This is a genomic window from Priestia sp. FSL P4-0332 (assembly GCF_038005845.1).
In the GTDB taxonomy this organism is placed as follows: domain Bacteria; phylum Bacillota; class Bacilli; order Bacillales; family Bacillaceae_H; genus Priestia.
In genome coordinates this window covers 995,037-1,008,113 of record NZ_JBBOUA010000001.1, presented here as the reverse complement: position 1 = coordinate 1,008,113, position 13,077 = coordinate 995,037, and the positions used below count along the sequence as shown (strand labels likewise).

At 38.3% G+C, this 13,077-nt stretch carries 14 protein-coding genes; 4 read left to right on the top strand and 10 right to left on the bottom strand.

What is annotated here, in order from left to right:
- Positions 1–9: 9 nt before the first annotated feature.
- Positions 10–864, bottom strand: a complete 855-nt coding sequence (locus MKY06_RS05180; protein ID WP_029324929.1) for a MurR/RpiR family transcriptional regulator — start codon at positions 862–864, stop codon at positions 10–12.
- A 215-nt stretch (positions 865–1,079) separates the two neighbouring features.
- On the opposite strand from MKY06_RS05180, the gene MKY06_RS05175 reads away from it, so the two are divergent.
- From MKY06_RS05175 to MKY06_RS05165, 3 genes are all read left to right on the top strand, one after another.
- The gene (locus MKY06_RS05175) at positions 1,080–2,630 is read left to right on the top strand and encodes a glycoside hydrolase family 10 protein (protein WP_340960313.1); all 1,551 of its coding nucleotides are present in this window, start codon (positions 1,080–1,082) and stop codon (positions 2,628–2,630) included.
- Positions 2,631–2,720: 90 nt separating this feature from the next.
- Complete coding sequence (locus MKY06_RS05170; RefSeq protein WP_029324927.1) at positions 2,721–3,215, top strand: NUDIX hydrolase; 495 nt, start codon at positions 2,721–2,723, stop codon at positions 3,213–3,215.
- A 143-nt stretch (positions 3,216–3,358) separates the two neighbouring features.
- Positions 3,359–3,541, top strand: a complete 183-nt coding sequence (locus MKY06_RS05165; protein WP_013055716.1) for a CsbD family protein — start codon at positions 3,359–3,361, stop codon at positions 3,539–3,541.
- A 30-nt stretch (positions 3,542–3,571) separates the two neighbouring features.
- Here the strand turns inward: MKY06_RS05165 and MKY06_RS05160 are convergent, their stop codons facing one another.
- From MKY06_RS05160 to MKY06_RS05150, 3 genes are all read right to left on the bottom strand, one after another.
- Complete coding sequence (locus tag MKY06_RS05160; RefSeq protein ID WP_029324926.1) at positions 3,572–4,231, bottom strand: haloacid dehalogenase type II; 660 nt, start codon at positions 4,229–4,231, stop codon at positions 3,572–3,574.
- Positions 4,232–4,360: 129 nt separating this feature from the next.
- Complete coding sequence (locus MKY06_RS05155; protein WP_013082017.1) at positions 4,361–4,834, bottom strand: hypothetical protein; 474 nt, start codon at positions 4,832–4,834, stop codon at positions 4,361–4,363.
- Positions 4,835–5,056: 222 nt separating this feature from the next.
- A complete protein-coding gene (locus MKY06_RS05150; RefSeq protein WP_170959558.1) occupies positions 5,057–5,224 on the bottom strand; it encodes a hypothetical protein in 168 nt (55 codons plus the stop codon).
- Between the two features lie 148 nt (positions 5,225–5,372).
- Between MKY06_RS05150 and MKY06_RS05145 the strand changes: the two genes are divergently transcribed.
- Positions 5,373–5,822 (top strand): staygreen family protein, encoded by a 450-nt coding sequence (locus MKY06_RS05145; protein ID WP_098278282.1) that lies wholly within the window; start codon positions 5,373–5,375, stop codon positions 5,820–5,822.
- Between the two features lie 26 nt (positions 5,823–5,848).
- Here MKY06_RS05145 and MKY06_RS05140 read toward each other — a convergent pair whose 3' ends face one another.
- The 6 genes from MKY06_RS05140 to pgsB form a co-directional block, all read right to left on the bottom strand.
- Positions 5,849–7,411 carry a gamma-glutamyltransferase family protein gene (locus tag MKY06_RS05140; protein ID WP_029324924.1) on the bottom strand — a complete coding sequence of 521 codons (1,563 nt, stop codon included), beginning with the start codon at positions 7,409–7,411 and terminating at the stop codon, positions 5,849–5,851.
- 123 nt (positions 7,412–7,534) lie between these two features.
- On the bottom strand, positions 7,535–7,738 hold the full coding sequence (locus MKY06_RS05135; RefSeq protein ID WP_063670776.1) for a CapE family protein: 204 nt from the start codon (positions 7,736–7,738) through the stop codon (positions 7,535–7,537).
- A 20-nt stretch (positions 7,739–7,758) separates the two neighbouring features.
- Positions 7,759–9,321: a gamma-glutamyltransferase family protein gene (locus tag MKY06_RS05130; RefSeq protein ID WP_289911895.1), complete on the bottom strand. Its 1,563-nt coding sequence runs from the start codon at positions 9,319–9,321 to the stop codon at positions 7,759–7,761.
- Between the two features lie 29 nt (positions 9,322–9,350).
- Entirely contained in the window at positions 9,351–10,547 is a 1,197-nt protein-coding gene (locus tag MKY06_RS05125) for a CapA family protein (protein ID WP_013055708.1), read from the bottom strand.
- 40 nt (positions 10,548–10,587) lie between these two features.
- The gene (gene pgsC, locus MKY06_RS05120) at positions 10,588–11,037 is read right to left on the bottom strand and encodes a poly-gamma-glutamate biosynthesis protein PgsC (protein ID WP_013055707.1); all 450 of its coding nucleotides are present in this window, start codon (positions 11,035–11,037) and stop codon (positions 10,588–10,590) included.
- Positions 11,038–11,053: 16 nt separating this feature from the next.
- Positions 11,054–12,235: a poly-gamma-glutamate synthase PgsB gene (gene pgsB, locus MKY06_RS05115; protein ID WP_013055706.1), complete on the bottom strand. Its 1,182-nt coding sequence runs from the start codon at positions 12,233–12,235 to the stop codon at positions 11,054–11,056.
- Positions 12,236–13,077 lie beyond the last annotated feature (842 nt).

Genomic DNA, 13,077 nt, shown 5'->3' with positions numbered 1-13,077 from the left:
CGTTTCCCCCTACCTCTTTATTTTTTGAATTACATTATGTGTATCGATTATGCGTTCAAACACTTGATTGCCTTTTTGAATACATAACCGTATAAACATCGCATCTACAATGGCTAACTGAGCAATACGAGCGCTCATCGTTCCAATTCGAATATGCTGTTCTTCTACCGAAATAGTCAGCAGAATATCAGCTAATCTAGAAGCTGGCGATGATCCGTGCTGCGTTAGCAAAATGACGGCTGCTCCTTTGTCTTTGGCTATTTGCATCAGCTCTACCACTTCTTTTGTTTGACCCGAAGTGGATACCACAAACAGCACATCATCTTTTGTCATATTTGTAGCCATCACCATTTGAACATGACTATCTAATGAAAACAGAGCCGAAATATCAATTCGAAGCAGTTTATACTGAGCATCTAGTGCAACTACAGCTGATCCTCCTGCTCCGTATAAAAACACTCGTTTCGCTCCATGAATAGCTTCCGCAGCTGCATCAATTGCAGAAGTGCTCACTAATCGACTTGTATTCATCAGTGCGCTCATACTTTTGCTTATGACTTTTTCAAGCACAGCATCGGTCTCATCTTCAAAATTAACTGGAAGATTCGGCAGCTGTTCGGTATTCACCTTATGAGCATCTTTTGCTAATTCAATCTTTAATTCTTTAAAACTATTAATGCCTACACGCTGACAAAAGCGAATAATCGTAGCTTCGCTGCACTGACACTGCTTAGCTAGCTGTTTGGTCGTTAAGTTCAACGTGGTCGTGGGATTTTCTAGCACGTAATCAGCTACTCTTCCTTCAGCGGGACTGTAATGATTCATTTGTGCATCGATTAAAGTAAGTACGGAAAATTGGCGCATGAATTCCTCCATCGTTAAGTAACGTATTTCTAAAATATTCTTTAAATTACCATTATTATATTTTTTCTGAAGTTTAATTTCAATATTTTTCTAATATTTTTAAAACTTTATTTTATTTTTCAGAATATTTCATTAAAATCTATTGTGAATATAACGACCGCATGCTATATTATGAAAGAAATTTTATCTCAACCAAAAAAGAAGGAGGAACGAACATGCATATTAAAAAATGGGTTGGAGGCATCTTGTTTTTGCTGCTGTTTTGTTCGAGCACATTGCCTGCTAAAGCAGACGTACCTACCACATATCAAAAACGGGAGCTCCGAGCCGCTTGGATTGCAAGCGTATACAATATTGACTGGCCTTCTCAGCCTGGTCTTCCGGTTGAACAGCAGAAAAAAGAGTTTACCTATTTGCTAGATGAAGTCAAAAAGATGGGGATGAATGCTGTTGTCGTTCAAATTAAACCGACCGCCGATTCCTTTTATCCGTCAAAATATGGCCCGTGGTCAGAATATTTAACCGGTACACAAGGAAAAGATCCCGGCTATGATCCTCTGGCCTTTATGGCAGACGAAGCACACAAGCGCAACTTAGAATTCCACGCATGGTTTAACCCTTACCGCATTACAATGAATCATACTGATTTAAACAAACTAGCCGATAATCATCCTGCCAAACAACATCCTGATTGGGTCGTCTCCTACGGAAAACAACTCTACTACAACCCAGGTATTCCAGAAGTAAAAAACTTTATTATTGAAGAAGTGCTCGAAGTCGTAAGAAACTATGATATTGATGCTGTTCATATGGACGACTATTTTTATCCTTACAAAATTGCAGGTCAAACGTTCCCAGATCAAAAAACATATGAAACCTACGGTGTTCAAACGTTTCCCAATATTGAAGACTGGCGGCGTGACAATGTGAATCAGCTTGTTCAGGATTTAAATAAGTCTATTAAAAAAACAAAATCATACGTGAAGTTTGGCATCAGTCCGTTCGGCGTATGGCGAAACATCGCTAATGATCCAACCGGCTCTGAGACGACTGCCGGACAAACAAACTATGATGATTTGTATGCCGATACGCGTACGTGGATTCAAAATGGATACATTGATTACATCACTCCGCAAATTTATTGGAATATCGGATTTGAACCCGCTGCTTACGATACGCTGCTCACCTGGTGGAGAGATGAAGTGCGCGGAAAGCCAGTCCACCTTTATATTGGACAAGCTGCTTACAAAATTAATAACAACGCGGTGGAAGCTTGGTCTGATCCCGATGAGTATCCAAGGCAAATTGCTCTAAATCACCAGTTTCCAGAAGTACAGGGAAGCATGCATTTTAGCCTGAAAGATTTGAACCGAAACCCGCTAGGAATAAAAGACAAGCTGCAAAACGATATTTATAAACACCCTGCGCTTATTCCAGCAATGCCTTGGCTTGATAATACGGCACCAAAAGCACCAAAATTAAAAAATGCGGGCCCTCATACAAAAGAAGCAGCATTTGAAATTCGAGATCACCAGCAGAATGATTCCGCTTATTATGCCATTTATCGCTTTCAAGGCAATAAAAAAGGCGACATTAACGACGCAGAAAACCTGCTGACAACCGTTCGAAAAACAGGAGAAAAACAATTGTTTGTAGATCCAAATGCACTCAAAAATCAAACATACACATATGTTGTAACCTCTGTTGACCGTTTGCATAACGAAAGTGCCGTTTCCCGCACGCTTACTGTAAAAGCATCTCATTAAAAAAGGTTCTATAGCAAAATGTATGGTAGGATAAAGAAATCAAACTATGCTTTATCAAGCCATTCTGTTATAGAAAGTAGTGAAAAAAAGATGGAACCAAACTATGATCGCGCCTTTGGCGTATATGGAATTTGTATGCGAGATAACAAGATGCTTGTTATTCGAAAAAATAGAGGTCCGTATATTCATCGTTTTGATTTGCCAGGCGGACAGCTAGAGCACGGTGAAACATTAACGGCAGCGATGAAAAGAGAATTTGTGGAAGAAACAGGCTTTGAGATTAACATTGTTTCTCAAGCGGGTACAACAGATTTTCAGTATCCCTGTAAGTGGAAAGAATTTACTCACGTGCATCACATTGCCGTATTTTATTACGTAGACATTGCCGGCGGTGAGCTTCTTTCCAACCCCGTACAGTTTGAAGGACAGGATTCTTTGGAAGCATTGTGGATTGCACCGCAAGATCTCAACATCAATAATGCTTCACCTCTTGTTCTAAAAGCAGTGGAATCTTTGAGCTTATTATCATGGCCTTATGAATCTCAGATTTATGATGATTGGGAGCTTAAAACCTCCGAACAATAGTAATGATAGTGCCTATACATTACTCCTGAATATCGTACGCTTAGCTTCTGTTTAAGTTAAAATCAGAAAATATGTTTAATTTCTTTCTAATGGTGGAACAGACAAGTAACACTACTTAATTACTAATAGAAAGGAAGATTAAAATGAGTAAAGGTTTAGGAGATAAAATTAAAGGAAATGTATCAAAAGCTAAAGGTGAAGTAAAAGATCAAGTGGGAAATGCAACGAATAACCGCGACCTTCAGCGTGAAGGAAAAGCTGAGAAAACAAAAGGAAATGCTCAAAAAGCAGTAGGCGAAACAAAAGATACATTTAGCAATAAATAAAAAAGGACGAGCTTAATGCTCGTTCTTTTTTTATTTAGTAAGCTGATTTAAGCTCTTAATGATTACGTTTGGCTGCAATTCTTTATGTTCAGCTACATTTCCTTTTCGGTTGACCCAAGCCGTTGCGAACCCGTAGTTTTTAGCACCGGCAATGTCCCATGTATTCGATGACAAAAATAATACTTCTTCTCTTTTTGCGTTCATTTTATTTTTTGCATAGTGATAGCTTGCCATCGTAGGCTTGTACTGTTTGATTTCGTCTACGGAAATAACGTCTTCAAATAAATGATTCATGTTGTGATAAGAAACAAGCGGATCAATCATGTGCTTAGGACCATTCGTAAAAATAGCCAGACGATATCCTTTTTCTTTTAAATAGGCGAGCACCTCTTTGACCTCATCGTAGACATTCAGCTTCATGTAAGCACTCATCAGCATTTTTTCTTCGTGTTCCGTTAAATCAATATCATTTGCTTCTGCTGCATATTTCAGGGATTGATTTGTTAATGTATAAAAGTCAACGTATCGTCCCATCAGCTGATATTGCATTGCATATTCAATTTGCTTCAAACGCCATAAATGGCTAATACTTTCTCCTCGTTCCGGATACAGCTTATCACACGTTTCAATAACGGTATGTACATCAAACAGTGTTCCATATGCATCAAATAAAATCGTTTTAAATTTCATCTGTGTTCGCCTCCTTCTTTCATTTTACCCACTCGCAAAAAAACATAACGTTTTTTCTGTTAAAAAAGAGGCCTATTAACAGCTGAGGTATGCTCATTTCTTATGAAGATAAAAAAACAGCAGGCTCTCCTACTGTTTATAATCCCACACGACTTTCCATTCTCCTTTTTCACGAACAGCATACACTTTTTGCACCAAATCAAAGTTTCCATATTTCCCTTTATACGTTTGGATAACGGTCATTTCGTAAACCACAGGAAACGCTTTACGATCATTTTCCATCTTCCAGCTCTTTCTTTTTTCAACATCTTCAATGGAATACGTAAAAGTGTCTACCCCGAAATGATTGAGAAATACGTGTGCTCGATCTTGTATGTATGCACCTTTTGTCCACTTCTTTTTCATGGATGAATGAAAAAGATCCCATGATTCCGAAAAGTTCCCTTCCTGTTCTAGCGTATAAAATTCTTTTACAGCAGATTTGGCTTGATGACTCGGAGAAAAAAATGTAAATTGAAACATCCAAACTCCCAGCGCAATAACAGAAAGAAACACAGCTACTCCTAAACTTCGCTTCAAAAGCAGTGTTTTTTTTCGATACAAGTAAAAAGCCCCTTTATCAAAAATGCAGTATACAACAGCTTATTCGATATCGGGGCTTTTTAGTATTGCCGGACTAAACTTATCCGGCATATCTTTAAAAAAGAGATTGAGACATAACGAAATCAATGGAATCTACGTTCACCCTAACCATAAAAGATCCGAACAATTCATTGTTCGGATCTTCCTTCAACTAAACTACGTTTGTCCCAGCCTCTTTCGTCGCTATACAATGTGAAAAGCCATTTGCATGGCTGCTAAAAAGCCCACGAACACAAGGCCCGTCACGAAACCCTCTTTCCAATCTGGCCGGTCCCCTCGAACAAATTTAGCAATATCATACGATAGCATCGCTGCTAAAAAAATTGATAAGACAATATACAGCGGCTCCATCTTTTATCACCCACTATTTCTTTTCTTCAGTGTAACAACTTTTTCATAAGTATGCATGTAAGAAAAACAGCTTAAAATTCTTGACGAATGTGTGAAATTTCTCTTTTTTATGCATAAACTACTTAAAAGCGTGAAAGGAAGATGCCCTTTGTCTGCTTTTAATCCTCAGCAATTTAGCGTCACATACCGGCAAGGAAGCACGCCTACCTTTCCTTTTATTGGGCGACGCTATACGCTCACACATTCTGAACAAACAGACGATTTATTTCTTTGGATCGACGAAAAGTTTGCTGTTGATCAATTAAATGAGCAGCGAAATGAGCTTTTTGCCGAATGGCTCCACAAAGACGGTATTGATACGCTGTATGTATACGTATTTATTGGAAATGAACAAACGGAAAAATCCGTTCAAGCCATACGATATGCTATTTTCAAACAGGAAATGCCTTACTTGCTAAAAGCTTTGCGCTACGGTGATGCCACGTTTTTCAACGCTCACCCTGCTTTAGATCGTTCGCCTATTTACGTACATTTTCATTCCAGCGACAAAGATTTTCATTCCATTCGATATTTTCAAACGCCTTCTCACTATGCCTAAGCATATGAGAAGGAATCTTTACTTCGTTAATCTCCTGTTTTCCAAACTCCATTTCTTCTAGGGTCTCCGGCTCCTTCCATTTGTTTATCTTGAAAATTAATGGTTAACGCTTGGATACCTCCATAAAAGACGTCGCTTTCCTTTGTTTCTATTCGAAACGCAGAAGGAATATTTTTTGTATTTAAATCGGGCTCTACATAAATAATCGAATCGTCAAAAATAAATCGCGGTTCGTTTACAGCTTCTTGAAGCGGTTCATTTCCTTCAAGGTTTTTAGAAAGTACCTGAGTTAAAATTTGAGGAATCCGCGTTCCGCCCGGAGAACCTATTCCCATCGCCCACTCACCTTTTTCTCTTATAATAGTTGGAGCCGTAAAAGTTCTTGCTCTTTTTCCCGGCTCGCGATTATTCGGTTCTTTGCTTCCAAAGGTATCAGCATTGTTATTAAGAAAAAAGCCGTCAACTTGTTCGCCTGTACCAAAGAAGTTACTCAACGTATTGGTTGTAGATACGACGGTTCCTTCTGAATCAATAACCACAAAATGTGTTGTACTTTCGTGTTCTTCATCGCCTTCACCTGAAGAACGTGTCGGGTGATTGACCAAGTTTGTTATATAATCATCACTAACTAATTCACTTGAGTTTTGATTATGAAAATCTGGATCGCCGATTTGTTTTAACCGGTCGGAGTAAGCTGCTTTTTTAATTCTGTTCATCGTTTCGTAATATTCTTTGTCAGGCATTGTTTCAAGATTTTCTTTCTCTGCCATTTTTAACATTTGAATCAGCGTAATTCCGGAAAAAGGCGGAGGCGCTGAAATCACTTCCGTTCCATTGTAAGCAGAAACGACAGGCTTGGTTTCTGTCACTTGATAGGAAGATAAGTCTTTTTTAGAAATAGGCGTTGCATCAGCAAGATCTTGTGCCACGTCTCCTTTATAAAATGCAGATGCACCTTCCCGCTGAATCTTGATTAGCGTTTTAGCTAACACGGGCTGCGACAGCGTTTCCCCTTCTTCGATTGCTTCTCCCTTCGGATAAAAAGCGGATAGATCGTCTACATCCATCCTTCCTCTAGAGTAATACAATCGAGAAGATAAAAGAGAGTCTACTTCAAACCCTTTTTCAGCGTATTCAACAGCCGGCTGAATTAAATCATTCATTGATTTTGTACCATACTTCTGCTGAATATATTCCATACCAGCGACAAATCCCGGCACGCCGTTTTTACCGTTCATAGAAGCTGGAGCGGTTTCCCGGTAATCGATAAAGGTAGCAGGCTGATCTTTTTTGGCAATCAGCATACCTCCACCTCCACCAATTCCGGATCCAAAAGGTTCGACTACATTGAGGGCATACGAAATAGCAATGGCCGCATCTACTGCATTCCCCCCTTCTTTTAATACGTCCATCCCTACATTTGCTGCCAGAGAATTAGAAGAGCTCACACCATAAGAATGATCATTATTTTTTTTTAGGAGCTTTTTAGGATTAAATTCTGTACTTGATTGAGTCATAAAGAAAACGGCTATAACGCCGATTAACAACAAAACAGCAACAATATTAAATAACAGTAATTTTTTATTCACACATTCCCCTCCATTTTTACTCATATGTATATTTTGTGAAGCGCTTTCATTTTTATCCATAAAATACATTGGACACAAAAAAGACATCGCCCCGGACGATGCCTTTTTATCACTATATATGTTTTATTTCCCAGACACTGCTGCAGCATCATTTACTGCATCTGCAGCAGCAGATTTTGTTTGTTCAATCATTTTTACGTTATTTTCAATTTTTTGCTGTTCATCTGTTGAAAGAGTAGCCGGATGTTTTAAAGCTCCAAGTCCTGCTACTACTCCTGCTACAATAGCAATTGGTCCTACAATCCCTACGATTCGTTTTGCGATCATTTTCTATTCCTCCAATTAAGTTAGTCTGTACTTTTTTCCCATAAACCGTGGCGGCGCGGATCAGCGTCACCTTGAATCTTATTTTTCTTTAAGTCTTTCACAAGTGCTTGAACGCCTCCGTAAAACATCGCGTTATCATTGTTTTTTAAGTCATAGCCGTACGTTTTTAAACCATCTTTAGTTGACTGTTTAAGCTTAGCTTCTGAATAAAACTTATGAGAATCAAAAATGACACGCTTGTTTTCTACTGCGTTTTTAATGGAATCTTTGTCTTCAAAATAATCCCCAATTACTTGCGTTAACACTTGAGGAATGCGATTTCCTCCCGGTGTGCCAATGGACATTACCCATTCATCACCTTCACGAATAATGGTAGGGGCTGTAAATGTTCTTGGACGCTTACCAGGTTGACGCTTATTAATTCCTTCCCCAAACGTATTGAGCGTATTATTTAAAAAGAATCCATCTACATATTCACCGCTGCCGAAGAAATTACTCAGCGTATTCGTTGTTGATACAACGGTTCCTTCACCGTCCATGACAACAAAATGAGTGGTACTTTCATGTTCTTCGACATCGCTTACTTTGGTATGATCTGTTTCAGTATTATTTAATTTATTACGAAGTAAATGCACGTAATGATCGTCGATCCAATCATTTGGCGTTTCTTTTATAAAAGCCGGATCAGCAATTTTTTTCAAGCGGTCTTGATAAGCTACTTTTGAAATTTGACCAAGAAAATGATAATAAAGACTAGGATGCGATTCCTTCAGCTTCCAAATATCTTCTTGATCCGTCATTTTTAACATTTGAATAAGCGTAGCACCAGCAAAAGGCGGAGGTGCTGAAATAATTTGATGACCTTTATAATTTGTCAATAGAGGTTTGCGTTCAACAGGCGCATACTTTCGCAAGTCTTTGTGACTTACTTTTGTTTCTTCTGTAATATCGTCTGCAATTTTTCCTCTATAAAAAGCATTTGGCCCTTCTTCCTTAATCTTTTGCAGCGTGTTCGCTAATTCATGCTGTTTGACAATTTCACCTGTGTTAATGGCGTCCTTATCTGGATAAAAGCTAGGAATTTCATCTTCATTCACATTACTTTTGTATGAAACCAGCCTATCGTGCAAATCTTTGTCCACTTTGTACCCATTCTCGGCATAGTTAATGGCCGGGTCGATTAGTTTGCTCATCGACATAGATCCGTAGTGGTGCTGAATATAATCCATACCAGCGACGAACCCTGGTACGCCAATCTCATCTTCTTTATCATTCTTAGGTGCAATTTCTCGGTAGTCAATAAATGTTGGAGAGGCATCTGCTGGATCAATCAGCATTCCGCCGCCTCCCCCAAGTCCTGATCCGTACGGTTCCACAACACCAAGCGTGTAGGAAATGGCAATAGCTGCATCAACTGCTGTACCGCCTTGTTTAAGAATTTCCATACCTACTTTTGTGGCGCGAGGATCTGAAGTACTTACTGCATATTCTTGTTTTGGAAACATAAATTGATAAACACATACACCTACTATGAGTGAAAAGATGACAATGGAAACAATAATTGTATTACGTTTATTTATCATCTTTTACCTCCTCTGTGTATGACGGGCTATTAGTTAGCTTGCGCTTCGTTCTTTTTGCGCTCCTCTGCATGTTTTATAATGCGAGAATGATCTAAGTTTAATTCAAACTTGTTTCGTTCTTTTTCTAACAGTTCAGGGTTTGAAGAAAACTTGTTTAAATCGTTATAAATACGCTTCATGCGCCAAGGGTTATCTGTTGGAGTTGGTGTACCTGCTTTAATAACCATTGGAATAACATCAATTTTAGCTTGTCCCTGCTTGTTTAAATGATATTGAACCATCGCTGTATTTTTTGTACTTGACCACCCTTGGTCAAAAATAAAGTTTCCTAAGCTATAGAAAATAACCGAACCTTTATATACGTCATATGACTGTAAAACATGCGGATGGTGACCAATGATAATGTCCGCACCAGCGTCTACCATCGCTTTTGCTAGTCCTTCTTGACGAGGACTTGGCTGTGCATCGTATTCTTCACCCCAGTGGGCATTTACTACAACTAAATCAGCATTTGCTTTCGCTTTCTGAATCGTGCTGAAAATAAGATCCGGATCTGCTTTTAAAATACCTGGGTTGTTTTTTCCAGCCGACATTCCGTCTGAATGTACATCTGTAAAACCTACTGTTGCAATGCGGATACCGTCAGCATCTTTATAGGAAATATGCTTTGCTTCTTCAGAGTTACGGCCAGCACCAACAAAATCTAATTTGTTTGCTTCAAAAGTAGAGATCGTATCTTCTAACCCTTTTGCACTGTAGTCCATTGAATGGTTGTTCGCTAAGTTTAATACGTCGAAACCTGCATTTTTAACAGTCGCTAGATCAGCAGGCTTACTATATAAATGAATACCTTTTTCCATTGCTTTATATGAATCTACGTCATTTGTTAAAATCGGCGTTTCGTAGTTCCCGCTTACGTAATCCGAATTTTTAAAGAACGGCTCCACGTTGCGGAATACAAAATCTTCTCCGTAGCGTTCAGTTACTTCTCTTACATGGCGACCCATCATAATGTCTCCGACCATAGTCATCGTTAAATCATTATTGGCCTCTGGATTAGCCGTCTCAGGGTTTTCAAGAGCATCCGAACGCTCCATCCATCCTGAAAGAGCTAAAATTACGATTAAAATTGGCGTTAAGATAAGAGCTTGCTTGCCCGTTGTAGGCTTTGTTTTCTTTATAAACATCAATACTTTTTCTTGAAAGTTTAATTTTTTCTCTTTCAACGCTTTCACCTTCCTTTACCAGCTGCGGTTTGTTTGTGTATTAAAATAAATAATAAACTTGCATAATTCCAAATGTTACACCACTTAATAAAACCGTTGTTCCAACTGTTAAAGGAAGACCTTGCTTTTGCATTGTATTTGCAATTAAGCCCGGTACAATGATACCAATTCCGCGTAATTCAAACACTTCAAACGGCAAGATCGGGAAGAAATAATCAAATGCAACTTTAATCACAATACCCGTAATTAACATCGCTGTAAATTTGCGACGTCCATATAAAATAACTACTTTTGAGATTCCGTACACGACGATAACATACGTTAAAATACTAATTAAGAAAATCATTAAAATGGTAATTGGCTGATCAAATACAAGAGCTAAATACCCCGGTACGATAAGACCGGCTGGCAATACGCCCGTTTTTTCTGTAAAAATTAAGCTTAGTGTAACCCCTAACACAAGGGCGATATATAAATCTGATCCGAACATGAAATGGCCTCCTAGATTAAACTGCTTTTCTCATCTTTTTCATTTCAATAATAGCTTCAACAAGCGGCTCGGCTGAACCGTGGATATTTCCGACACCGTATACGATACGATCTTTTAAATAAGGCTTCATGCGCTCTAAAATTTCTTCTGTAGAAGCGCCTTCCATATCCCAGAATTCTTTTGTTGGCAATTCGCCTCTTTGATATGCTGCAGCGATTGGTGAGGTCGTCTGACCAATTGCAATCATTACGTCCGCTTCAATGTATGGCATTACATCTTCAGCAAATTGCTCCGTGCGATCTACACGGTCCGGACGGCAGTTCATAATGACAATAGGAAGCTTTTCACTATAGTTCATTGAATCTACACGTTCCCAAATACGAAGCGTGGAAGAAGCGTCGTTGGCAGCAAATCCATTTACTAAAAATGCTGGATTTTTTTCATCGCCAAACGTTGTAATTCTCATAGCTCCTGGGTCAGGCTGAGCATTTAACATTCCTCTCATCGCTGTTTCAGCATCGATACCAAGTGCTTCTGCTACTGCTAAACCGATGGAAGCATTATCAGGGAAAACCATATAATCAAATTCACGTAAATACTCTTCAGATACTTTATCATTGTCAGCTACAATAACTTTTGTGTTGCGCTCTGCGGCTATTTTTTTATAGTATTCCAAATATGGACCTTCAATTGTAACAAGGTGGCCATCGTAAGGAATAGTAGCAGTGAACGCTTGAGCAACTTCATCTAGAGTTGGACCCATTACATCCATGTGATCTTCTAGTACGTTTACAATTACGCCTACCTTAGCTTGAATCAGCTGATTTTGGAATGTGATTTGATAATCAGGCTGTACCGCCATACATTCACAAATAAGAGCTTCCGCGCCAATATCGGCAACTTCATTTACCACTCGTCGCTGTTCTCCAATGTTCGGACCTTCTTTACGACGAATAATTGGTTCTTCTTCACTTGTATGCCAGTAGATCATACGCGCTTGTGTTCCTGTCGTTTTCCCTACTGTTTTGTAACCTGCTTCTTTTACAATACCTGTAATCAATCGTGTAACGGTGGATTTTCCGCGAATACCATTAACATTCACTCGTACAGGAATTGAATGCAGCTTGCGTAAATGTCTGCGATACTCCCAAACGCCATACCCTACTAAAAATAGGCAGCATAGGATAATTAAGATCATGTTTCATTCTTCTCCTTCCAAACTTCTCCTGTTGGATACGTTATGAATGCTTTTGATTCATAATGATAGATATACGATTTCATAGTTTCACTCCCTATATATATGTATGGGAGCTAAATCAATTAACAGCGCTAGCATGCTGCTAAAACACCTGCTTTGAAAAATGGACTCGAGTACCAATTTCAACAGCTCTAAAACTATCATCTGCGCTCATTAGTGGTCAATAGCTCAAATGTTATATATTCTTACAATTCCGATTGTCTATTCACCGAATTAAAAACTCATCGTTTTATTTGAAATTTACAGAATAGGTCTAAAGTTTATTTACCTAGAAAAATTCCATCGATACCTTTTTTTACCATAATAACAGGAATATTTTATACACCACTCTTACAATTAACACACGGAATTATTACGTAATTAAAAATTTCTTAACTTTAGAAAACGTTTTGTAATATAAAGGTGGGATAAAAAATATTTTATCCCATTAATTCCTTTTTATGGATATACCAATTGGATTTGTCTAACAACCGTACCTGTAAGGATGATAGATAGATATAAAAGTAAGAAAAATACATTTATTTATCATTTTATGCTTACATTTAACTTACTTAAATAGAAAGGACATTAAATATTTTTTTCTAATTATATAAGCATTTAGACTCAATGTATTCCTAGTTCTTTTGTTGTTATTTTATAGATTTCCTTTATTTAATAATCAATTCAGTAAATCTAAATCTCTTGACTATGGCCTCTTTTCCTATTTTTATTTCAATATTTTCTGAATCTTTCTACCGATAAAGGCGTCTTTCGTCCGTTAAGATTTCCTAGAAAAATGCATG

What these genes read in the sequence shown, in the direction of transcription:
- MKY06_RS05180 (WP_029324929.1), bottom strand. Translation starts at nt 864, where the DNA reads ATGCGCCAATTTTCCGTACTTACTTTAATCGATGCACAAATGAATCAT.
- MKY06_RS05150 (WP_170959558.1), bottom strand. Translation starts at nt 5,224, where the DNA reads ATGGAGCCGCTGTATATTGTCTTATCAATTTTTTTAGCAGCGATGCTA.
- MKY06_RS05170 (WP_029324927.1), top strand. Translation starts at nt 2,721, where the DNA reads ATGGAACCAAACTATGATCGCGCCTTTGGCGTATATGGAATTTGTATG.
- MKY06_RS05130 (WP_289911895.1), bottom strand. Translation starts at nt 9,321, where the DNA reads ATGATAAATAAACGTAATACAATTATTGTTTCCATTGTCATCTTTTCA.
- MKY06_RS05165 (WP_013055716.1), top strand. Translation starts at nt 3,359, where the DNA reads ATGAGTAAAGGTTTAGGAGATAAAATTAAAGGAAATGTATCAAAAGCT.
- MKY06_RS05135 (WP_063670776.1), bottom strand. Translation starts at nt 7,738, where the DNA reads ATGATCGCAAAACGAATCGTAGGGATTGTAGGACCAATTGCTATTGTA.
- MKY06_RS05160 (WP_029324926.1), bottom strand. Translation starts at nt 4,231, where the DNA reads ATGAAATTTAAAACGATTTTATTTGATGCATATGGAACACTGTTTGAT.
- pgsC (WP_013055707.1), bottom strand. Translation starts at nt 11,037, where the DNA reads ATGTTCGGATCAGATTTATATATCGCCCTTGTGTTAGGGGTTACACTA.
- pgsB (WP_013055706.1), bottom strand. Translation starts at nt 12,235, where the DNA reads ATGATCTTAATTATCCTATGCTGCCTATTTTTAGTAGGGTATGGCGTT.
- MKY06_RS05175 (WP_340960313.1), top strand. Translation starts at nt 1,080, where the DNA reads ATGCATATTAAAAAATGGGTTGGAGGCATCTTGTTTTTGCTGCTGTTT.